Source organism: Nitrospinota bacterium, assembly GCA_027619975.1.
In the GTDB taxonomy this organism is placed as follows: domain Bacteria; phylum Nitrospinota; class Nitrospinia; order Nitrospinales; family VA-1; genus JADFGI01.
In genome coordinates this window covers 20805-41087 of record JAQCGX010000021.1, presented here as the reverse complement: position 1 = coordinate 41087, position 20283 = coordinate 20805, and the positions used below count along the sequence as shown (strand labels likewise).

Sequence of the window (20283 nt, the reverse complement as noted above, 5' to 3'; positions counted from 1 at the left end):
GTGAAAAAATATTTAAACCGGCCAAAGGGAAACTTCCCTCCGTTCGCGCAACCCGTCTATTTACTGTAGGCCCAGAAATGCGACATAGGGTCGCCGGAACAAAATCTTCTGAACTTAAGCAGCGTGTCCAGACCGTCCGCCGTGCGTTCCACGTTACTGGGTTCTTCTGGAAAGTCGCCCCAGCCCTGGTCGTTTTTTTCGTCGATGAGCCAGCGAACGCCTTTTGCAATGAAGGGCGTGAATTTTTCACGCTTGCCAAACGTATCGGCAACCAGCATCAGATTGCGGCAGGCATCCATCGTGTGATCCATGTTTTCCTGGTCCCAGGAGCCATTGGCCGCTTGTTCTCCTGCCAGCGAGTCGGCGACATCCATGCAAAGTTTTTCGGCGTAATCAATTCCATCCATAAAATACGCTGGCACGAGGGTGTATTGCATCAGATGAGCGGTGGTTTCAATGCCGGCAGGATGAAAGGTGTTATCCTTCCATAACCCGGAGTCCTGTTGCCAGTTCTTGACAAACTCAAAGCCGCCGATTCTCGCCTTGTTAATCCTTTCTTCACTCTGCCTGTCATGCGTGACCTGATAGATGGTTAGAAAACAAGTCACCGAGCAGGTGGTATCCAGGTGCGACCATTCAGGGTCGTTCCAATGCCCGTCCGCTTCCTGAGTGGACAGCACGTATTCCAGCGCCCGTTGAATGGCAGCCTCGATCTCAGGGTCCTGCAAAATGAGGTTGCCCCGGCAAAGTTTCAAGGCCACAAACGTCGTGATCCACATCGAGGTCTGGTTGGCATGAGACACTTTAGACCAGCCGCCATCCGGGTTTTGTACCTTCACGCATTCCCGGAAATCGTTTCCGAATGTCCGTGTGCTTCCCAAGTGCAGAATACATCTTAGAATATGTTCCAAAACCTCCATGTCCTGCTCACCTTCCAGGAGGCTCCATTCGCCTTTTTTGGAGTCCAGATATTGCCATTCATTGGCAATCAATTGATCGAGTTCTTCCTGCGCAATCGTGGTCATGATGAGACTGGTTTTTACTCAACCCTATTCAAAGTTTTCCCGGAGCAAATCGGATTTGGAAAATCGCAAGGGCAAGCCTGCCTCAATATTTCAGGTTAGATCGCCCAACCTGGAGAGTTATTCCATCAGCCGCGAGAATTTTTTTGAAACCCAACCCATTTGGCCCGAGGAAAATTGAACCTTATACCATCCATTCTGTTCTCTGACAAAGGGGAACTGCGAACCCTTATCCACGGTACCAAGAACCCTGGAGTTCGAGGAAGGTTCTTCCCTGACTCTGAGCGGATCATTGCGAGTGACGATCTCCACGATCTTTTTCGGCGGCTGGCTCCCTTCAAGAGAGTCAAACAGATTGGCAACTTCCGGCGGCTCTTGAGCGGGGAAAAGATCGGTGCCGGTGGAGGGTTTGGGCTCCGGTTGCGTGGCGATTTCTATAGGACGATCGACACTGCGCACAACTTCTTGCGGTTGCTCGGGAACAATTCCCTCATCCAGACTTTCAATCAAAGGCCGTTCCTCAGCTTTTTCGGCTGTTTCCATGATTTTCCCGGCCCCTTCTTTCATGGGGGAGCCAACTTCATCCATGTGCCCTTTGTCCGCACTTTCCAGGATCGAGCTTTCAGCCCCGGAAATATCTTTCTCCATGTCCTCATCACCTGTCTTCGCCATTGCAGGCGCGGGATCACTGTCCGGAATCTCTGTACCACCCGGCGAAACGGCTGGTGAAGAATCTTCCGTTTGCATGCCATCCAGCGCAGTTTCACTCACTTCAGAACTTATTGGCTTCAGTCCTGCTATTTTCGTCCGCGCTTCATCGGCTTTTTTCCCGCTGTTTGGAAAACGTTTGAGGAAACCTTCGTAAGCTTGCAACGTGTTGGATTGTTTGGCTTGCTCGAAAACTTTATCTTCAAACTTCTCAATAATAAAACCGATTTTCTCCTTCTGCTCCGGTGAAGAAAGTTCCTGCGCCTGTTTCAGGGTATCGACCGCGCCGTTGTAATCCCTGGCTTCATTAAGGAGGGTGGACTTGAACATGAGCACCCGGACCAGATTATTTTTGATTTTCTCGTCGTTTGGCTCCAGCGACAGGGCGGTTTCAAATTCGACAATGGACGGGCCCACTTGATCGTCTCCAAAATAAACCAGGCCCAGGTTATTGTGAGCCTCAAAAGAACGCGGATATTTCTGCAGGAATTGTTTCCACACCTTGATCGCCGCCGCACTCCTGTTGTTCTCCTGCCGGAACAAGGCCCGGTCAAAAAGCTCCCGGTCCTCTCTTGTCATTTGTCCCTGCGGGGCCGTAAAATAAGGTTTTTCAGAAAAGTAACCGAGAGGATTGCTGGCGCACGCCTGAATGCACACCAGGAGTCCAATAACACAAAATCTGCTTAACGTTTTTAAATTCATAGTCATAGTTTGAATTATCACTCTTTTTTAAAATTCCGTCAATAACTCTTGACATAAAAGTAAAACTATCGAATGCTAGTCACTTCACTAGGGGTGTTGCACCAACTGAGATTTCCGTAAGGATGACCCTTGGAACCTGATCTGGATTATGCCAGCGAAGGGAAGTGAAGCTATCTTATTCAGATGTGCTGCCATTTCTTCAGACTGCAATCCCGATGATCGGGTTGCAGTTTTGTTTTATCGGTCCCTCCCGCAGAAATCTTACCCAAACAACACACCAGAAAGATTCAGTTCTACTTTCATACGTAATGGAGAAAGCTGGATTTTGTTTAATGAAGTTAAAATGGGGAATCTCGGTGAAGCTGACGATTAACGGTGAAGAACGGGAAATTCATTCCAGTAATACCGTGACCGAACTGGTAGAAGAGCTGAAAATTGTAGCTCCCAACATCGCCGTGGCCGTCAATCATCAGGTCGTTCCCAGATCGCAGTACCCGACCACCGCCGTTCAAGAGGGCGATACCATAGAGATCGTCCACGCAGTTGGCGGCGGAGTTTAACCCGATTAAAAACACGTTTGGGAGGAACATCATTTCCCATGGAAAATACAGTCGCCGCAGAAAAGAACAGTTTTAAAATTGGCGATAAAACCCTGACGTCACGATTGATCGTCGGCACGGGGAAATACGCTTCCTTTGAAGAAACTCGTCGAGCGATTGAAATTTCCGGCGCCGAAATCGTGACCGTAGCCGTCCGCCGCATCGAGCTGGACACCACCAAGGAATCGCTGCTCAACCACCTCGATCCCAAAAAATACATATTTCTACCGAACACCGCCGGTTGCTATTCCGTGAAGGAAGCGGTCATGACCTGTCAGCTGGCCCGGGAAGCCGGGTTGGGCAATTTCGTCAAAGTGGAAGTCATCGGCGATGAAAAAACCTTATTCCCCGACAACGAGGCCACGCTCGAAGCCTCCCGGTTGCTGGTCAAGGACGGGTTTCAGGTATTGCCCTATTGTACGGACGATGTCGTATTGTGCAAAAAACTCGAAGACCTGGGCTGTGTCGCCGTCATGCCTCTGGCCGCGCCGATCGGCTCTGGCTTAGGCATTCGCAACCCTTACAACATCAGGCTGATTCTGGAAGCGGTCAAGGTACCCGTAATTATAGACGCCGGTGTCGGCACCGCATCCGACGCCAGCCTGGCCATGGAACTGGGTGTGACCGGCTTGTTGATGAACTCCGCCATCGCCGGAGCCCGTGACCCGTTAAAAATGGCTTTGGCCATGAAAATGGCGGTCGAGAGCGGCAGGCTGGCTTTTGAAGCGGGCAGGATTCCTAAAAAATTATACGCATCCGCCAGCAGTCCGTTGGAAGGGTTGATAGATATTTAACCAGCAAGGCATGAAGGCAGAAGTAATCGTCAGCCCTACAGGTTTTCAGTAGCACAGGCTTTCCAGCCTGTGTGAAAAGTCTATGTGAATGCACAGGCTGGAAAGCCTGTGCTACTATTTTTAGTTTTGAGTTGGGGGCCGGGGAGATTCTAATGAGGCAAACCAAATCAAAGAAATTGCATCGTTAGCACGGGCAAAGACAATGCATCCTCTGGATGATCTCAAAGTGTACCTGATCACCCAGCGCTCCTGTTTTTCGGAGCACGATTTTTTGCCCTGTCTGGAACTAGCCCTTGAAGGCGGTGTTCGGGCCGTGCAATTACGGGAAAAAGACCTCAGCACCGAGGAACTTTTAAAATTGGCCCAAAAAGTTAAGTTAGCGACGGAAAAGTACGGCGCAAAGTTATTTATAAATGAACGGGCGGACATCGCCCATCAAACGGGCGCTGAAGGCGTACATCTTACAGAAGCCAGCGCTCCCGTGGAAAAAGTTCGAAAGAATTTCCCCAACCTGCTGATCGGCGTATCCACGCACTCCCTGGAAAGCGCGCGCCAGGCAGAATTGGGAGGAGCTGACTTCATAACCTTCAGCCCGATATACGAAACGCCTTCCAAGAAGGAGTTCGGTCCGCCCCAGGGGCTGGACCGATTGCAGGAAGTCTGCCGGGAAATTAAAATTCCTGTTCTCGCATTGGGAGGAATTAGTAAAGACCGAGTCCCACCCGTTCTGGATCAAGGAGCCTTCGGAGTCGCCTTAATCTCTGGCATCTGGAACGGTCCCGATATAAAACAAGAATCCTTTGAATATATGAAATTCTTCGGAAGGAGATAAACAACATGACCGACAATACACCCAGCAATGGCAGCCGGCTCAATCAATTGACCACGCACCCCCTGTCCCCCAATTCCAAAAAAATATATGTCGCAGGCTCCATACACAAGGACATCCGCGTTCCCTTCAGGGAAATAACGTTAACGGATAGCGCGCCCCATTCGGGGAATGGCGGCAACGGTGCCGCGTCCAATGGTTCCATTCTCGTCTACGACACCTCCGGGCCTTACACCGACCCCAATGTAAAAATCGACCCCCACAAAGGGCTTGCGCCTATTCGAGCTAAATGGATTTCAGACCGGGGAGATGTCGAAGCCTACGAAGGTCGAGCCGTCCTTCCGGTTGACAATGGTCACAAGCGTCCTGAGCAAACCGAAATCACCCAGCAGTTCAACCGCGAAGGAATGCAGATTCTGCGTGCCAAACCCGGTAAAAATGTGAGCCAGATGCATTATGCCCGAAAAGGCATCATTACTCCTGAGATGGAGTATATCGCCATCCGTGAAAACCAGCGGCGCGTCGAACTGGATCAGGACGCCAACCGGGAACACCGCCTCCGAGGCAATTCCTTTGGAGCCAGCATCCCCGATGAAATCACCCCCGAGTTTGTCCGCGACGAGATTGCCCTGGGACGCGCCATCATCCCGGTCAATATCAATCATCCTGAAATCGAGCCGATCATCATCGGCAGAAATTTTCTGGTGAAAATCAACGCCAACATCGGCAATTCCGCCGTCACCTCCTCCATCGAGGAGGAAGTGGAAAAAATGGTCTGGGCCACCCGCTGGGGCGCAGACACGGTGATGGACCTCTCCACCGGAAAAAATATTCACGATACGAGGGAGTGGATCATTCGCAATTCATCCGTACCCATCGGCACCGTGCCGATTTATCAGGCATTGGAAAAAGTTGAAGGCAAGGCGGAGGAGCTGACCTGGGAGATCTACCGCGACACTCTCATCGAGCAGGCGGAACAAGGGGTGGACTATTTCACCATTCATGCCGGCGTGCTCTTGTCTTATGTCCCCATGACCGCAAAACGGGTCACGGGCATCGTTTCCCGCGGCGGCGCCATCATGGCCAAATGGTGTCTGGCGCATCACAAGGAAAATTTCCTCTACACCCATTTTGAAGATATCTGCGAAATCATGCAGGCTTATGACGTCAGCTTCTCTTTGGGAGACGGCCTGCGTCCCGGCTCCAGCGCCGACGCCAATGACGAAGGCCAGTTTGCCGAGTTGGAAACGCTGGGGGAACTCACCAAAGTCGCCTGGAAATATGAAGTCCAGACCATGATCGAAGGCCCCGGCCATGTGCCCATGCACCTGATCAAGGAAAACATGGAAAAACAGCTCAAGGAATGTCATGAAGCGCCTTTTTACACCTTAGGCCCTTTAACCACCGACATCGCTCCGGGCTACGACCACTTCACCAGCGGCATCGGCGCCGCCATGATCGGCTGGTTCGGATGCGCCATGCTCTGTTACGTGACCCCCAAGGAGCATCTGGGGCTTCCCAACCGCGACGACGTGAAAGAAGGGGTTATCACTTACAAAATTGCCGCCCACGCCGCCGATGTGGCCAAGGGCCATCCGGGAGCCCGGGTGCGGGACGACGCCTTGAGCAAGGCGCGTTTTGAGTTCCGCTGGGAGGATCAGTTCAACCTGTCCCTCGACCCGGAACGGGCGCGGGCGTATCACGATGAAACCATGCCCTCGGAATCCGCCAAGGTGGCGCATTTCTGCTCGATGTGCGGCCCGCATTTCTGTTCCATGAAAATCACTCAGGATGTCCGGGATTACGCCCAGAAAAAGGGACTTGAAGAGGAAAAAGCCCTTGAAGAGGGCATGAAAGAGATGTCAAAAACGTTTAAAGACAGGGGAAGCGAAATTTATAGCCAACCGTCTTGATTAAAGAATAGGCAATAAATTCAAGGGTTGTTTAGGGGTTTTACGGCAATAATCAGCGGCAAAACTTTACCAGCAGTGGGACTCTGCTTGACAAATGGCGGTTTCCCTCTAAAATAGGCAACCATAACGAATTCAGGCGCGTAGCTCAGGGGTAGAGTACTTGCTTGACATGCAAGGGGTCGGCGGTTCGAAACCGCCCGCGCCTATTTTTCGATTCCCCAGGGTAAATAGAAACCTCCGCTCAAGCGCACGATCAGGACAGTATAAAGTGCGTTTTTGCAAAGCTTTAAGTTTCTCCTTCCCTTAAAGGATATCCCTTACAACCCAGCGGTTGGTGTCAAGCAGGCAATGTGCCGGTACATTGCCGATCAGGAACAATAGTGTAAACCGGAGAACCACGGAAAGTAAAAATGAGCAAGACAACTGAAAATTACGATCTGGAAACCATCCGCCACAGTGCCGCCCATTTGATGGCGCAGGCTGTGAAGCAGTTGTATCCCGAAACTAAAGTGACGATCGGCCCCGTGATTGAAGACGGGTTCTATTATGACTTTTCCCGGGAACAACCGTTTGTGCCGGAAGATCTGGAAAAAATAGAAGCCTTGATGAAGGAAATTGTAGCAAAAGATCTCGAAATCGTCCGCCAGGAACTCCCGCGAGCCGATGCGCTCAAGATGTTCGACTCGCTGGGTGAATCTTTCAAGAAAGAGATCATCGACGACATCGATTCCGATCAAGCCTTGTCGGTTTACACGCAAGGGGAGTTCACGGACCTTTGCCGTGGCCCGCACGTCGGCTCCACCAAAGATTTAAAATCGTTCAAGCTGTTGCACACCTCCGCCTCCTACTGGCGTGGGGATGAGCGCAACCCCGTGTTGCAGAGAATCTACGGGACCGCCTGGCATAATGATAAAGAACTTCGCCAATACCTGAATCGACTGGAAGAAGCCAAGAAACGCGACCACCGCAAACTCGGAAAAGAACTGGATTTGTATTCAGTGACCGATGAAATCGGACCGGGGCTGATCCTGTGGCATCCCAAGGGCGCGAGAATCCGCGGCCTGATCGAAGACTTCTGGAAAAAAGAGCACTATAAAAACGGCTATGAGATGGTTTACAGCCCGCACGCCGCCAAAGTGGACTTATGGAAAACCAGCGGACACATGGCTTTCTATAAAGAAAACATATTCTCGCCCATGGATATCGAGGGCAAGGAATATGTGATGAAACCCATGAACTGCCCGTTTCATATTCAAATTTTTCAGAGCCACCTGCGTAGCTACCGCGACCTTCCCATCCGTTTCGGGGAATTTGGCACGGTTTACCGCTATGAGCGTTCCGGCGTTCTGCATGGTCTTTTGCGGGTTCGCGGCTTCACCCAGGACGACGCGCATCTGTTTTGCCGTCCCAGCCAGCTTGAAGAAGAAATCGTCAAGGTGCTGGATCTGATTCTATTCGTTCTCAAGTCCTTCGGGTTTGAAGAGTACAAAGTCTATCTCAGCACCCAGCCGGAAAAATTCGTCGGCGAGCAGGAAGATTGGGAAAAAGCCACCCATGCCCTGAAAGCGGCCTTGGAGAAATCCGATCTTGCCTATGAAATCGATCCTGGGGAAGGCGTGTTTTATGGTCCCAAAATCGACATCAAAATCAAGGACAGCTTGAACCGTTACTGGCAGGTTTCGACCGTGCAGGTCGATTTTAACCTTCCCCAGCGGTTCAACATCAGTTATATTGAGGAAAATGGTCAGCGTCAGCAGCCGATCATGATCCATCGCGCCCTGATGGGCTCCCTGGAGCGTTTTTTCGGATGCCTGATTGAGCATTATGCCGGCGCTTTTCCTTTATGGCTCGCGCCGACCCAGGTCATCCTGCTTCCGATCACCGATAACCAGCTTCCTTATGTAGAAGAGTTGACCCGACTCCTCGAAAAGGAAGAGATCCGGGTAGAAAAAGACTTGCGTAATGAAAAGATTGGGTTCAAAATCAGGGAAGCCCAGTTACAGAAGATCCCATATATGATTGTTTTGGGTGAAAAGGAAGTCGAGACCCTGACGCTTGCCGTCAGGAAGCGCCGGGCCAAGGAAACTCGAACGATGGACATAGACGCCTTTCTCGAAGAAATAAGAACCAATGTACGAGACAAAACCATCGATTGCTTATAAACACCTTTTTATGAGGAGGACCCTTAATTAACGACAATAAGCAACGCATCAATAAAATGATTCGAGTTAAAGAAGTCAGTGTCATCAGTGACGACGGAGAGCAGATGGGAGTATTCCTCACCGAAGAAGCGATCAGTATGGCAATGGAACAGAATCTGGATCTTGTTGAAGTAGCGCCTCAGGCCAAGCCCCCCGTTTGCCGCATCATGGATTTCGGGAAATTCAAATACCGTCAGAGTAAAAAAGCGCACGAAGCCAAGAAGAACCAAAAGATCGTCCACCTGAAGGAAGTTAAATTCAGGCCCAATACCGACCAGCATGATTTTGATTTCAAGCTGAAGCACGTTTTTCGTTTCATTGAAGCGGGAGACAAGGCCAAAGTGGTTATATTTTTTAAAGGCCGAGAAATCGTTCATCGCGAAAACGGCGTAAAATTGCTCAACCGGGTCATTGCCGCAACCGATGAAATTGCAGCGGTCGAGACCGCCGCCAAGCAGGAAGGCCGGACACTGATTGTGATCCTTGCGCCAAAAGGCAAGAAGAAAGGCCAGTGACGGCAAAACAAATTTTTTGAACAGATATCAATCGAGAGACTATCCATGCCAAAAATGAAAACCAACAAAGGCGCCGCCAAGCGTTTCAGGAAAACCGGTACAGGGAAAATCAAGGGGAACCACGCCGGTGCCAGCCACATCCTGACCAGCAAAAGTACCAAGACGAAACGAAATTTAAGAAAATCCAGGATCTTGTCCCCTGGAGATGCTAAACGCATTAAAGTCTTGATTCCCTACTAGGGGATCGCTAAACAATATATAGGAGAGAGTGAATGCCTCGCGCAGTAAATGGAACCGTTTCAAGAAAAAGACGAAAAAAAATACTTGATTTAGCCTCCGGGTACCGGAGTGTACGAAGCAAGGCTTATCGAAAGGCTAGAGAATCCGTTGAAAAAGGGCTGTGTTATGCCTATCGGGATCGGAAAGTTCGCAAACGTGAATTTCGACGCCTGTGGATCGCTCGCATCAATGCCGCAGTGAGAGCAAACGGATTGACCTACAGCAAGTTCATGCACGGACTGAAGCTCGCCAATATTGAACTTGACCGTAAAGTTCTCTCCGATCTTGCCATCCACAACCAGGATGCCTTTCAGACCTTGACAAAAACCGCCCAGGCGCAGCTGGCTTGACCTCGCTCCCGCGAGGGGGAATTTGCATCCACGCCCAGGCGAGCCTCAGGGTAAAAGGGAAATTTTTACTTCCTCAAACCCATCGCACGTTGATATTGGGACCAGCGACACTCTGACCCCGCTAAGCGGGGAGGATACGTTGGGCTAATGCTCGCATCGCTCACGAGTCCCGGCGAAAAGTTTGGCATTGGGTAGAACATATTCAGCCATAAATCCATAGAACGTTAATATTTGTTCCAGCCCCAGGCTGGCCGCTATGATCGAAAAAATCCAACAGCACCGTCAGGACTTCGATGACAAACTCAAAGGGTGCTCTTCCTCAGATCATCTAAAACAGATTCGCATCGATTTTCTCGGAAAAAAGGGATGCGTCTCTGAGATAATGAAAGACCTGCGGTCTGTGTCGGCAGAAGAAAAACCCCTGCTTGGCAAATATATCAACGGATTCAAAGTACATATCGAACAGGCCCTGGAGGAAAAAGCCCACGCGCTGGGAACCAAAATTCAGGGAATTCCTGACGTCCTGAAAGGGTTCGACCCCAGCTTGCCTGGAAGGAAAGAAATTACCGGCTCCATCCACCCCATTTCGCAGATGTTGGAGGAAATCACCTCCATTTTTTTCAGTCTGGGGTTCCAGGTGGAGGAAGGCCCCGAAATCGAATCCGATTATTATAATTTCGAAGCCTTGAATATTCCCAAAGACCATCCCGCACGGGATATGCAGGACACTTTCTACATTGAAGATGATCTCGTTCTAAGAACCCATACCTCGCCCGTGCAGATCCACGTCATGGAAAAGCAGAAGCCCCCTTTGCGCATTATCGCCCCTGGAAAAGTTTACCGTTGCGATTCGGATGTCTCACACACCCCGATGTTCCATCAAATCGAGGGGTTGATGATCGACGAAAATATTTCCTTCAGCCATCTCAAGGGCATAATCAACATATTCCTGCATCAGGTATTTGGCAAACAAACCAAAATCCGCTTCCGGCCCAGCTTTTTTCCCTTCACCTGTCCCAGCGCCGAGGTGGATATTCAGTGCGTCATGTGTTCCGGCAAAGGCTGTCGGGTCTGTTCCCAGTCCGGGTGGCTGGAGATCATGGGGGCGGGGATGGTGGACCCGGCGGTGTTTAAGTCCGTGAACTACGATTCCGAGAAATGGACGGGGTTTGCCTTCGGCATGGGCATTGAGCGCATCGCCATGCTCAAATACGGGATCAATGACATCCGCCTGTTTTTTGAAAACGACCTGCGGTTCCTGAAGCAATTTTAAGAAAACTTCTGAATATTACTTCAAGACCCAATCAGAAACCAAAAGTAGTAGCACAGGCTTTCTTGCCTGTGCGCACAGCCTGGAAAGGCTGTGCTACTGAAAACCTGTGAGACTGAAAACCCATCGCGCTAAATATTGAGTCCAGCGGCACGCTGGTCATAAAAAAAGGGAACGGGCTTTTTGGCCCCGTTCCCCCTTTTTTGATCCTTCTTGCTTTGCGGTTCCTGAAGCAATTTTAGGAAACCTCGATAACGACCCAGGCACCCACTAAAAACTAGAAGCAGTAGCACAGGCTTTCCAGCCTGTGCATACACATAGACTTTTCACACAGGCTGGAAAGCCTGTGCTACTAAACCTGGTCATCATAAAAAAAAGGGAACGAGCATTTGAGCCTCGTTCCCCTTCTTCAAATCCCTCTTTTACTGGTCTTTTTTACACTTTGAACTGACCCACCAGGCTTTGCAGTTCCGCCGCCATTTTAGAAAGCTCAGCAGATGCGGCCTGCGTATCGACTGCGCCCTGGGTCGTGCTTTGCGCCGCCTGAGCGACGCCTGTGATGTTCTGCGCGATCTCTGCGGTTCCTTTCGCGGCTTCGGCCACATTACGACCGATCTCCGCCGTGGTCGCCGTCTGTTCCTCAACCGCGCTGGCAATGGTGTTGGAGATATCGCTGATCCTGTTGATGACCTCGGTTATCTCAGCGATCGCTGTGATTGAATTTGCCGTGTCGGTCTGGATGGCGCCGATCTTGCCGCTGATCTCCTCCGTCGCCCTGGCCGTCTGGTTGGCCAGGTCCTTCACCTCGTTGGCCACCACCGCAAAGCCTTTGCCCGCTTCACCCGCCCGCGCCGCCTCGATCGTGGCGTTCAGCGCCAGCAAATTGGTCTGTTCCGCGATGGACGTGATCACCTTCACCACCTGACCGATCTCCGCCGAACTCACCCCCAGTTTACTGATGGTGGCATTTGTGGTTTGCGCGATTTTTACCGCCTCAGTAGCGATTCTTGCCGCCTCGCTGGAGTTTTGCGCGATCTCCTTGATGCTGGCACTCATTTCCTCGGCTCCGGTGGAAACCGTCTGCACGTTTTTACTGACCTGCTCGGAGGCCGCTGACACCACGCCAGACTGCGCCGAAGTTTCTTCCGCGTTCCCTGCCATCTGCTGGCTCACTGCCGTCAATTCCTCAGATGACGATGCCAGCGTTTCCGCATTGTGGCCGATCGCCTGCATATTGGTGCGCATCTTCTGCATAAACGCCGATAAACCTTCACCCATCCGGCCGATGGCGTCTTGGCCCTTGACTGTGACGGCCTGGGTCAAATCGCCTTCCGCCGCCGCAGACACCACCTCCAGCATGCTGTCCACCTTGGTCCGCAACTCATCAGCCTGTTTCTGTTCCCGAGCCGCCGCTTCCTTGGCGTTATTGGCGTTTTGTACCAGTTGGGTAACTATAGACCAACCGGCCATGTAGCCAATGAGTTCTCCCTTTTGATCGTTAATAGCCGCCACATTGAGATCAAGAATCTCCGGCCCCAACTGAATTTGAACTTGATGCGGCAGGTTCTTGGGATTCCCCAGAAACTGTCTCTGATGCGCCGGATTCTTATGGAATATATCGATCGACTGTCCCAAAACCTGATCGGCTTTCACCGGCAACAAATTTTCTATCTGTTTAAACGTTCTGGCGGACGCAGGATTAATATACTGAATTTTAAAATCTTTGTCCGCGTACATGATGTTGGTGGACATGCTTTCTACGATCTGACTGATACGAGAGGTCTCCGCATCGGCTTTTTGCTTCTCCGTCGCCTGCCTATACATGCCCTTCAAGTTATCTTCGAACTCACCCTGCAGGCCGAATTTGTCCGACGCCGGGATTCTCCCTTTCAGCAGTTCGTCCGCGCTCTTCAGAAAAATCTTGACGCCCGAAAACAAACCGTTAAAAGCTTCCGACAGACGCCCGATCTCATCTTTGGACCGCACCGCCATATCCTGCATATTTCTCAGGTTGCCGGCGGCAAAGTTCTCAAGGCCGGTGGTCAAGGCAACAATCGGCATTGTTAAAGCCCGTGCGCTCCAGAAACCGAACATCGCGATCAGGCCAAAACATACTGACGCAATCATAAAGAGTTTGTTTTCGATCGCTATGATCGGTGCGTTCACCAATTCATCCGGCGACCTGGCCAGCACCGACCAGTTCATGCCCGGAAACCCCATGGAGCCTTCGAAGTGCGCAAACCCCGCCGCCTGCACGATTTTCTTGCGTGCATGCGTTGCGTACTCAAACCCGGATTCCTTGTTGCTGGCCGCTTTGACGGCGGCGGAAACCCCTTTTTCCGCCAGGTTCAGCTTGAATAAAACATTCAAATCCCGCTTGACGCCATTTTCCGAGCCGTTTCCGTAGGCCGGGTCAAAATCCAGAATCACCTGACCGGCGCCGTTGAGCAGGGTCAGCTCGACATTGGCAAGCCCGCTTTGTTTCAATTTCTGATACGCCGACACAACGATATCCTCGACCAGAGAATACTTGGCGTAATTGTTCCAGACGGCAATCACTTTTCCATCCGCATCGTAAACCGGAGCGGAAAAATTCAGGGTGAGCCCTTCGTCGCCCGGATAAGCGCCTTTAACGTCCTGATCCACATGCACCGGCGTGATCACCGTTCCCGTAAAGCTGCTGTCCCCGCCGACATTGCCCGCCTGGCTGGTATAAAACTTTTTCTGTATCACATCCTGAAACCACTGAGCCTGGCCGAAATTGCGGCCTAATAAATTACCTGTCGAAATTCCCTTGCCGTCCTGGTCCTTGCTGTTGACGGCGATGACGTTGCCTTCCAGATCCACCAGAAGCGTCAGGGAATAAATATCATAAGTGTCCACATAACTGTTCATGGCCGTCACAATCGGGCTGTCCGCCTTGTACCAGTGCTCCCGGTTCTGCAGAACCGCGTTCAAACCGAAGGCCTGAACATCCCCGTAACGCTCGAAGAGATTACGGTCGATTTTATCGGCGATGTTTTCTGCGATGCCTTGCAGGTTACTGGCATTCAGATTCCTTATCTCTTTGAAAGAAATATTATTAATAACCATGACCACGCCCAGCGGAAGCATGCCGATCAGCAAATAAAGGATGATCTGCTTCCACTTCAAACTCATATTTGTCCAAAATTTCATCGCTTTCTCCCCATAAATTCAACCTGGAATAATAAATGATCCCCGCCCCAAGGGGCGGGGTATTTAAAGGTAGTTTTTTTATAACCTCCCCTAACCCCTCCCTGCAAAGGAGACCTTTGCAAAACCCGTCATTGCGAACGAAGTGAAGCAATCCAGAACACCTGGATCGCCGCGCCGCTTTGCGGCTCGCGATGACGTATAGAATAGTCTCAGGGCAAACTCCATGAAGATTCTCGACTTACGCAAAGTTCTCCTTGCAAAGGAGGGGAATGTGGATGGATCTTAATTCCTACTGTTTCCCTCTCCCCCCAGCACCAACAGTGTCATACAACAAACCATATTAGCTTTAACAGTAAGTGTAAAATACATATCACTGTAACCCGTTATTTTTCAAATGACAACAAAAAAATTTAATTGTAAAAAAAATATCGCGCACCGAAGAGGTGGACTCTGCGGTGTTTAAGTCCGTGAACTACGATTCGGAGAAGAAATGGACGGGGTTCCCTTTGGCATGGGCATTGAGCGCATCGGAGAAGGCTGGGATGAGGGGCGCACACTATTATGCAAATGTGAGCTTTTAAGAAAAAAATGAAGGGGAGTAGGAAATTCCGTTATTCGGGTTTCATGGCTTTTTTCACCATGACGCGGTCGAAATAGTTGATGGACATGCCACAGTCGAGGACGATCCCCTGGGCGTTGACGCCGCTCGACCGCTCGCTGAGCAGAAACACGGCTGTATTGGCCACCTCCGGGGTGGTCAGGGCTTTTTTGCGCAGGGTGAGCTGTTCCGCATAAAGATAGGAATCGACGTAACCGGGAATCCCCGCCGAGGCGGAGGTCTTGAGCAGGCCGGCATTGACCGAGTTGAAGCGGATATTGGAAAAGGCGCTGAACGATTTCGCCAGAAAACACAGGGAGGAGTCGAGGGCGGCCTTGGCGGGGGCCATATAGCCATAATTCTCGGCGGCCATGCGGGTGGTGGAGATGGACACCGTCACCACCGAGGCGTTTTTATGCAGAACGTCCTTGAAGGCGTTGGCAAGCCCAATCAGGGAAAAACAGGTGATGTCGATGGATTGCAGGAAATCGGCTTTTTCCGTTTCATGAAAGGGCTTGTTGCCGCCTGCGTAATTGGCGAAAGCGATGGAATGGACCATTCCGTGTAAAGTTTTCCGGTCTTTGGCCACTTCTTGCCGCAGACGGTCGATATCTTCCTTATTTTCGACATCGCACACATACACCGGCGCGTCACCCAGGAGTTTGCCGACGGATTGTTTGCGGGCCTCGGAGCGCACGCTGTAAAGCACATCGGCCCCTTCCTCGGCTAAAGTTTTGCCGATGTGATAGGCCACGCTCTTTTTATTAGCGACGCCGAACACCAGAAAGGTCTTGCCTTTAAGGTCCAAAAAACTCATTTGTGGCGGGCCTCGCTCTTTTTGTTGGAGAACTTTGGATGAGGGCGGCCATCCCCGTTTGCCCAGGGAGCGTATAAATCCCCTCGGCCCCTGTGGTATTTAACATTAGCTCTCATACCCGGCACGGGCACTTCGGTGAAGGGGGAGCAACCGACCCCCCCTTTTAAAAGAGAGCTTTGCTTAAGTCGTCTTTGCGAGAAGCCAACGGCGACGAAGCAATCCAGAGGCCCTGGATCGCCGCGCCGCTTTGCGGCTCGCGATGACGTATGGGGTAGGCTCAGCGGTAATCTGCTTGAAGACGCTCGACTTACGCGAAGGTCTCTTCCCGTTGGCGATGCCAGACACTGAAAACGCTTTAGTTGCCGACTTTTAAAACTCATTTGACTTCCTCCACCAGCATGACGGCGAAATCAAGAGTTGCCACCGTTTTGTCCTTTACCTTTACCCGGCCCGACAGGAAACAGGCGGGTTCCACCCATTCCTTCAGTTTCACCTCGATTTCCATCACATCCCCCGGGAAAACGGCGTGTTTGAACTTGACCTGATTCACCCGCGTGACCACAGGAATGCGGTTGTTAAGATCCTGCATGCGTTTGCCCATGAGGATGGCTCCCGTCTGAAACACCGATTCCAGGATCAACACGCCGGGCATGATGGGCCTGCCGGGGTAATGCCCCTCGAAAAAGGGTTCATCCGCTTTCACATCTTTCTGGGTCTGGATGCACGCGTCCGTGGCGGTTACGACTCGATCCACAAACAGGAAGGGCGGTCGGTGCGGGATAATTTCAAGAAAATCTTGCATGGCTTTATAGTCCGCCGGTGACCTCGTTGACCGCCCCGGTAATATAAGACGATTCTCGGGCGGCCAGAAACAATACGGAGTGCGCGACTTCCTCAGCCGAGCCAAATCGTTTCAAAGGCACTTGCGAGACATAGGCTTTCCGCTGTTCTTCTGAAAGGTCGCCGATAAAGTCGGTGTCAATAAAACCGGGCGAAACGCAATTGACAGTGATCTTGCGGCTGGCCACTTCTTTTGACAGCGAACGGGTGAACGCCACCTGCCCGGCTTTCGATGCGGCATAATTGGATTGCCCGGCAAAACCGAATTTACCGATCGGCGAGGTGATCAGGATGATGCGGCCGTAACGCTTGCGCATGAGGTTCTGCACCGCCAGTTTGCAGACATTAAATGTTCCCGTCAAATTGGTATCGATCACCTGCCGCCAATCTTCTTCTTTCATCAACCCGACCACCGAATCCCGGCGGATGCCGGAGCTGTTGACCAGAATCTGGAAGGGACCGTGATTTTCGTCCACATAGCGAAAAAAATCCTCGACCTGCTGGTAATCGGTGACGTCGAATTTCCTGAGGTCCAGACGGTCGGCACACTCTGCGTTGGCCTCCTGAAACTCCTGCGCGGCGGTATCGTTGGCTTGATAGGTGGCGATGACCTTCGCGCCCGCTTGCAGAAATGCCTCGGAAACCGCTCGCCCGATGCCGCGCGTTCCTCCCGCCACAATGGCGGTCTGACCTTTGAAATCAAATTGCATGGATGGACTTATTAACACTGAGGATGGTTGCGGTTCAAGCGGAAGCTGAAATCAGTTCTTTTTTGGAATCAACGGAGCGGACAAATTTATCCACCTCGTTGGCGACTATGACGCCGTAATTGGCGGCTCCCAGCCAGCCCGACATGATGATCCCCACCGAACCGGAATGAAACAGTCCTGATATCTGCCGGGGCAGATCGCGGCTGACTTTCAGCCCTTCAAATTTGGTCCCGAAAGAAGTTCCGCTCGGGTGCAACGTGTAGCGCTTGAAAGTTTTCGGCGTCGCCGCTTCGACATGGTCGATCTTTTTGCGGATATCGGGAATGTATTTTTCAAGAGCGTTCAGGGTGACTTCGATCAGGCGATTCTTTTCGACCTGATAGGTTTTTTCATCCAGATGGGCCCAGTCGTCATACAGGGCATTGGTCGATGCGACGATGGAATAGCGGTTGGTGCCTGGCCTGATTTCGGGATAATAAAATGAAAATGTCCGGCTGGTGACATCCTTGCTCAAAATCTTTTCGGTGTTGTATTCATCCGCGTCGGAGGAAAAAAGAAGGTCACCGAGGTAGTCGATTTTTTCGCCTTTTTTGATCCCCATATACACCTGGCAACTGGAATTGTTCAGGCGCACTTTTTTGACCTCTTCCACGAACTCAGGCTTGAAGTTTTCGTCTCCCACCAGCCTGTGGACCGTGGTCAGCAAATTGGAGTTGGAGAGCACCGTTTTACAGGCAATGTCTTGCCCGTTGATCCTCACTCCCTGAACAGTCTGGTCTTCCACATGAATTTTTTCGACCAGGCAATGGTTGCGAATGTCCACCCCGTTTTTCAACAGCTCTTTTTTCATTTTTTTGATGAGCTGGTCCGTCCCCCCTTTATAGGTGAAAACCCCCTTGTCCATGAAATTGGAAAACACAATGCCATAGGTCAAAGCCGGGTCGTCCAGGGTGGAGCCGTTGGCGTAGGTGATCGGTTCCATGAGAAAACGCCACACGTCTTTGCGACCGGGAAAAAACTTTTCGAATAATTCGCCGGTGGTCATGAGCAGATCGTCGTAAAAATTCATCCCCCGAGCGGTTTTGAAAAAATCGTCGATCACATCTTTCATGATGCCAAAATGTTCCTGCAAAATCCGGGTGAAATCGGCTTTATCGAACGTCGTGTTCAGGGCGAATTGAGGGTTGTCGAAATGAACGCCTTTTAACTGGATGACCGAATCCGCCATTTCGCGGGTCCAGTATTTACGGAAGGTTTTGATCATGCCTACGGGAAAGCCATGCAGGGAAATATCGAGAACGTGCCCGCCGCGACGCTTGAACCAGGTGGCCATGCCTCCCAGGTTGTAATGGTGTTCCGCCAGAAGCACCGAGTGGCCCAAACGTGCCAGCAGGTTGGCGGACGTCATTCCCGCCAGGCCGCTGCCGATGACGACCACATCATAAAACGATTTTGCGCCCTTCAACCAATCTCTTGCCATAAGATTTTATTCGTTACTTGTTGTCGTTAAGTTTCAACCGCTCGTTGCAAAACATGGAAGTTTGCCATGGAAATGCCGCTCAATGTGGCGCCGACAATTCCCAGAAATCCTTGATCCGTCCCGCAAATGAACAGGTTTTTTACGGGCGTGGTTCCATTTTTTATTTTGCGTGGCGACCCATACACCGCCCCATTCAAATGACCGGTGTATTTTTGGATCGTCCGGGGCGTAAACGTGTCTAAAAATACCACAGAATCGCTAAAATCAGGGAAAAATGTATGCAATGCCTCCAGTGCCTTTGCCCGGCATTCCTTTTTGAGCTGGACATATTCCGTCCGCGCAGGTGCTTTCCACAATTGGGCGCTGGCGAGATTGGTCAACCGCAACATGCCCTCGGAAAGCGGCTCGGGGTAATCAAAGTTATTGGGACAGCACAACACCCCGCTGGTCACATCGATCAACTGATCAGGAACCCGGTAATCGAACTTTGTCTGCGTATTGAAAAAAACGATGCTTTTATCGTAGCCAAGATCCTTGGGCTCCCGGTCGAGCACAAAAATGGATTCCATAAAAGACAACTGGCCCACCGGCCATTCCTGCTCCATCGGCTGAGCAGGCTGACAGCACCTGAGCGTTTCAACCGTCCCCATCGAAGAAATCACCGTATCGGCGGCCAGGCATTCTCCGCCCTTCAAAGTCACCGACTGCACCCGCCCATCTTCCGCATCAATCGACTCCACCTCCGCCCCCAACCGCAATTCCCCGCCCAGTTTCTTGTATTTTTCCACCAGCAGAGAAAGCAGAAACCGCATTCCCTTTAAGGGCTTGGCAAAGCCTTCCACGAAAATGCTTTTAAACATGATGACGAATTGATAAAAATCCATGTCCCGCTCGCGGGCGTTGCCGTAATACATGATCGGGCAGCACAACATATCGATCAGCAGGGGATCGGTGATATAGCTGTTCAATACCGCAAGCGCCGAGGTTTGCGTGTCGCCATCCAGCGAAAGCTCGTCAAATTCCTCAATTTTTTGCACCAGACGCAAAAACCCATCGATTTGACCGGGAAACTTGTCCGCCACCTCCTGCTTTAAAAACTCGAAATCGTTGGAGAAACTCAGGGATTTTTCAGGAAAGCGGATTTCCGACACCTGTTGCGGGCATAACTGAAAATCTTCGTGACGAAAGCGCAGTTGCTTGAGCAGTTTTCCAAGCGGCGAGCTGCGAACGCCTTTCGGGGAGTAGTTGGTCATGGCGTGCAGACCGACATCGAAGGTGCGGTTTTTACGGACATAAAAGGAATTCAACCCGCCCACCTCGATATGCTTTTCGACAATGCACACCTTTTTGTCGAAATGCGCCAGGCGAATTCCTGCCGCCAGCCCCGACAGACCGGAACCTATGATCAGAACATCATAACTCATGGCAGTAAAGACGAAAGTCTGGGATCGCAAAGCCCTGTCCCGCCGGAGACTCCGC

The 20283-nt window shown here is 51.3% G+C and carries 17 protein-coding genes, 1 tRNA gene and 1 riboswitch; of the genes, 10 read left to right on the top strand and 8 right to left on the bottom strand.

The window, feature by feature from the left end:
* Nucleotides 1-56: 56 nt before the first annotated feature.
* Nucleotides 57-1025 (bottom strand): terpene cyclase/mutase family protein, encoded by a 969-nt coding sequence (locus O3C58_08830; protein ID MDA0691957.1) that lies wholly within the window; start codon nt 1023-1025, stop codon nt 57-59.
* 117 nt (nt 1026-1142) lie between these two features.
* Nucleotides 1143-2309, bottom strand: coding sequence for an SH3 domain-containing protein (locus tag O3C58_08825; GenBank protein ID MDA0691956.1), 1167 nt, complete (start codon nt 2307-2309; stop codon nt 1143-1145).
* Nucleotides 2310-2511: 202 nt separating this feature from the next.
* A riboswitch (TPP riboswitch) is annotated at nt 2512-2612 on the top strand.
* Nucleotides 2613-2764: 152 nt separating this feature from the next.
* Here O3C58_08825 and thiS point away from each other — a divergent pair.
* The 10 genes from thiS (at nt 2765) to pheS (ending at nt 11185) form a co-directional block, all read left to right on the top strand.
* Nucleotides 2765-2992: a sulfur carrier protein ThiS gene (gene thiS / locus O3C58_08820; GenBank protein ID MDA0691955.1), complete on the top strand. Its 228-nt coding sequence runs from the start codon at nt 2765-2767 to the stop codon at nt 2990-2992.
* 38 nt (nt 2993-3030) lie between these two features.
* Nucleotides 3031-3825, top strand: a complete 795-nt coding sequence (locus O3C58_08815; GenBank protein MDA0691954.1) for a thiazole synthase — start codon at nt 3031-3033, stop codon at nt 3823-3825.
* Between the two features lie 202 nt (nt 3826-4027).
* A complete protein-coding gene (gene thiE / locus O3C58_08810) occupies nt 4028-4657 on the top strand; it encodes a thiamine phosphate synthase (protein MDA0691953.1) in 630 nt (209 codons plus the stop codon).
* Between the two features lie 5 nt (nt 4658-4662).
* A complete protein-coding gene (gene thiC / locus O3C58_08805; protein MDA0691952.1) occupies nt 4663-6567 on the top strand; it encodes a phosphomethylpyrimidine synthase ThiC in 1905 nt (634 codons plus the stop codon).
* A gap of 134 nt (nt 6568-6701) precedes the next feature.
* Nucleotides 6702-6773: transfer RNA gene (locus O3C58_08800), tRNA-Val, on the top strand.
* A gap of 204 nt (nt 6774-6977) precedes the next feature.
* Nucleotides 6978-8729 (top strand): threonine--tRNA ligase, encoded by a 1752-nt coding sequence (gene thrS, locus O3C58_08795; GenBank protein ID MDA0691951.1) that lies wholly within the window; start codon nt 6978-6980, stop codon nt 8727-8729.
* Between the two features lie 26 nt (nt 8730-8755).
* On the top strand, nt 8756-9283 hold the full coding sequence (gene infC / locus O3C58_08790) for a translation initiation factor IF-3 (GenBank protein ID MDA0691950.1): 528 nt from the start codon (nt 8756-8758) through the stop codon (nt 9281-9283).
* 45 nt (nt 9284-9328) lie between these two features.
* Nucleotides 9329-9523, top strand: a complete 195-nt coding sequence (gene rpmI / locus O3C58_08785) for a 50S ribosomal protein L35 (GenBank protein MDA0691949.1) — start codon at nt 9329-9331, stop codon at nt 9521-9523.
* 32 nt (nt 9524-9555) lie between these two features.
* Complete coding sequence (gene rplT, locus O3C58_08780) at nt 9556-9912, top strand: 50S ribosomal protein L20 (protein MDA0691948.1); 357 nt, start codon at nt 9556-9558, stop codon at nt 9910-9912.
* A 256-nt stretch (nt 9913-10168) separates the two neighbouring features.
* On the top strand, nt 10169-11185 hold the full coding sequence (gene pheS, locus O3C58_08775; GenBank protein ID MDA0691947.1) for a phenylalanine--tRNA ligase subunit alpha: 1017 nt from the start codon (nt 10169-10171) through the stop codon (nt 11183-11185).
* 432 nt (nt 11186-11617) lie between these two features.
* Here pheS and O3C58_08770 read toward each other — a convergent pair whose 3' ends face one another.
* The 6 genes from O3C58_08770 to O3C58_08745 all read right to left on the bottom strand — a co-directional run bounded on the left by O3C58_08770 (nt 11618) and on the right by O3C58_08745 (nt 20228).
* Complete coding sequence (locus O3C58_08770; GenBank protein MDA0691946.1) at nt 11618-14359, bottom strand: methyl-accepting chemotaxis protein; 2742 nt, start codon at nt 14357-14359, stop codon at nt 11618-11620.
* 611 nt (nt 14360-14970) lie between these two features.
* Nucleotides 14971-15774 carry an SDR family oxidoreductase gene (locus O3C58_08765; protein MDA0691945.1) on the bottom strand — a complete coding sequence of 268 codons (804 nt, stop codon included), beginning with the start codon at nt 15772-15774 and terminating at the stop codon, nt 14971-14973.
* A gap of 376 nt (nt 15775-16150) precedes the next feature.
* Nucleotides 16151-16576 (bottom strand): 3-hydroxyacyl-ACP dehydratase FabZ, encoded by a 426-nt coding sequence (gene fabZ, locus O3C58_08760; protein MDA0691944.1) that lies wholly within the window; start codon nt 16574-16576, stop codon nt 16151-16153.
* Between the two features lie 4 nt (nt 16577-16580).
* A complete protein-coding gene (fabG, locus tag O3C58_08755) occupies nt 16581-17324 on the bottom strand; it encodes a 3-oxoacyl-ACP reductase FabG (GenBank protein ID MDA0691943.1) in 744 nt (247 codons plus the stop codon).
* A 34-nt stretch (nt 17325-17358) separates the two neighbouring features.
* A complete protein-coding gene (locus tag O3C58_08750; protein ID MDA0691942.1) occupies nt 17359-18804 on the bottom strand; it encodes an FAD-dependent oxidoreductase in 1446 nt (481 codons plus the stop codon).
* A 26-nt stretch (nt 18805-18830) separates the two neighbouring features.
* Nucleotides 18831-20228, bottom strand: coding sequence for an NAD(P)/FAD-dependent oxidoreductase (locus tag O3C58_08745; GenBank protein MDA0691941.1), 1398 nt, complete (start codon nt 20226-20228; stop codon nt 18831-18833).
* Between the last annotated feature and the right edge of the window lie 55 nt (nt 20229-20283).

Bases quoted from the DNA above. Each gene is read 5' to 3' on its own strand.
- O3C58_08815 (MDA0691954.1), top strand. From the start codon at position 3,031: ATGGAAAATACAGTCGCCGCAGAAAAGAACAGTTTTAAAATTGGCGAT.
- rpmI (MDA0691949.1), top strand. From the start codon at position 9,329: ATGCCAAAAATGAAAACCAACAAAGGCGCCGCCAAGCGTTTCAGGAAA.
- O3C58_08745 (MDA0691941.1), bottom strand. From the start codon at position 20,228: ATGAGTTATGATGTTCTGATCATAGGTTCCGGTCTGTCGGGGCTGGCG.
- O3C58_08825 (MDA0691956.1), bottom strand. From the start codon at position 2,309: ATGACAAGAGAGGACCGGGAGCTTTTTGACCGGGCCTTGTTCCGGCAG.
- rplT (MDA0691948.1), top strand. From the start codon at position 9,556: ATGCCTCGCGCAGTAAATGGAACCGTTTCAAGAAAAAGACGAAAAAAA.
- O3C58_08830 (MDA0691957.1), bottom strand. From the start codon at position 1,025: ATGACCACGATTGCGCAGGAAGAACTCGATCAATTGATTGCCAATGAA.
- pheS (MDA0691947.1), top strand. From the start codon at position 10,169: ATGATCGAAAAAATCCAACAGCACCGTCAGGACTTCGATGACAAACTC.
- thiE (MDA0691953.1), top strand. From the start codon at position 4,028: ATGCATCCTCTGGATGATCTCAAAGTGTACCTGATCACCCAGCGCTCC.
- thrS (MDA0691951.1), top strand. From the start codon at position 6,978: ATGAGCAAGACAACTGAAAATTACGATCTGGAAACCATCCGCCACAGT.
- fabG (MDA0691943.1), bottom strand. From the start codon at position 17,324: ATGCAATTTGATTTCAAAGGTCAGACCGCCATTGTGGCGGGAGGAACG.
- fabZ (MDA0691944.1), bottom strand. From the start codon at position 16,576: ATGCAAGATTTTCTTGAAATTATCCCGCACCGACCGCCCTTCCTGTTT.
- O3C58_08750 (MDA0691942.1), bottom strand. From the start codon at position 18,804: ATGGCAAGAGATTGGTTGAAGGGCGCAAAATCGTTTTATGATGTGGTC.
- thiS (MDA0691955.1), top strand. From the start codon at position 2,765: ATGAAGTTAAAATGGGGAATCTCGGTGAAGCTGACGATTAACGGTGAA.
- thiC (MDA0691952.1), top strand. From the start codon at position 4,663: ATGACCGACAATACACCCAGCAATGGCAGCCGGCTCAATCAATTGACC.
- O3C58_08770 (MDA0691946.1), bottom strand. From the start codon at position 14,359: ATGAAATTTTGGACAAATATGAGTTTGAAGTGGAAGCAGATCATCCTT.
- O3C58_08765 (MDA0691945.1), bottom strand. From the start codon at position 15,774: ATGAGTTTTTTGGACCTTAAAGGCAAGACCTTTCTGGTGTTCGGCGTC.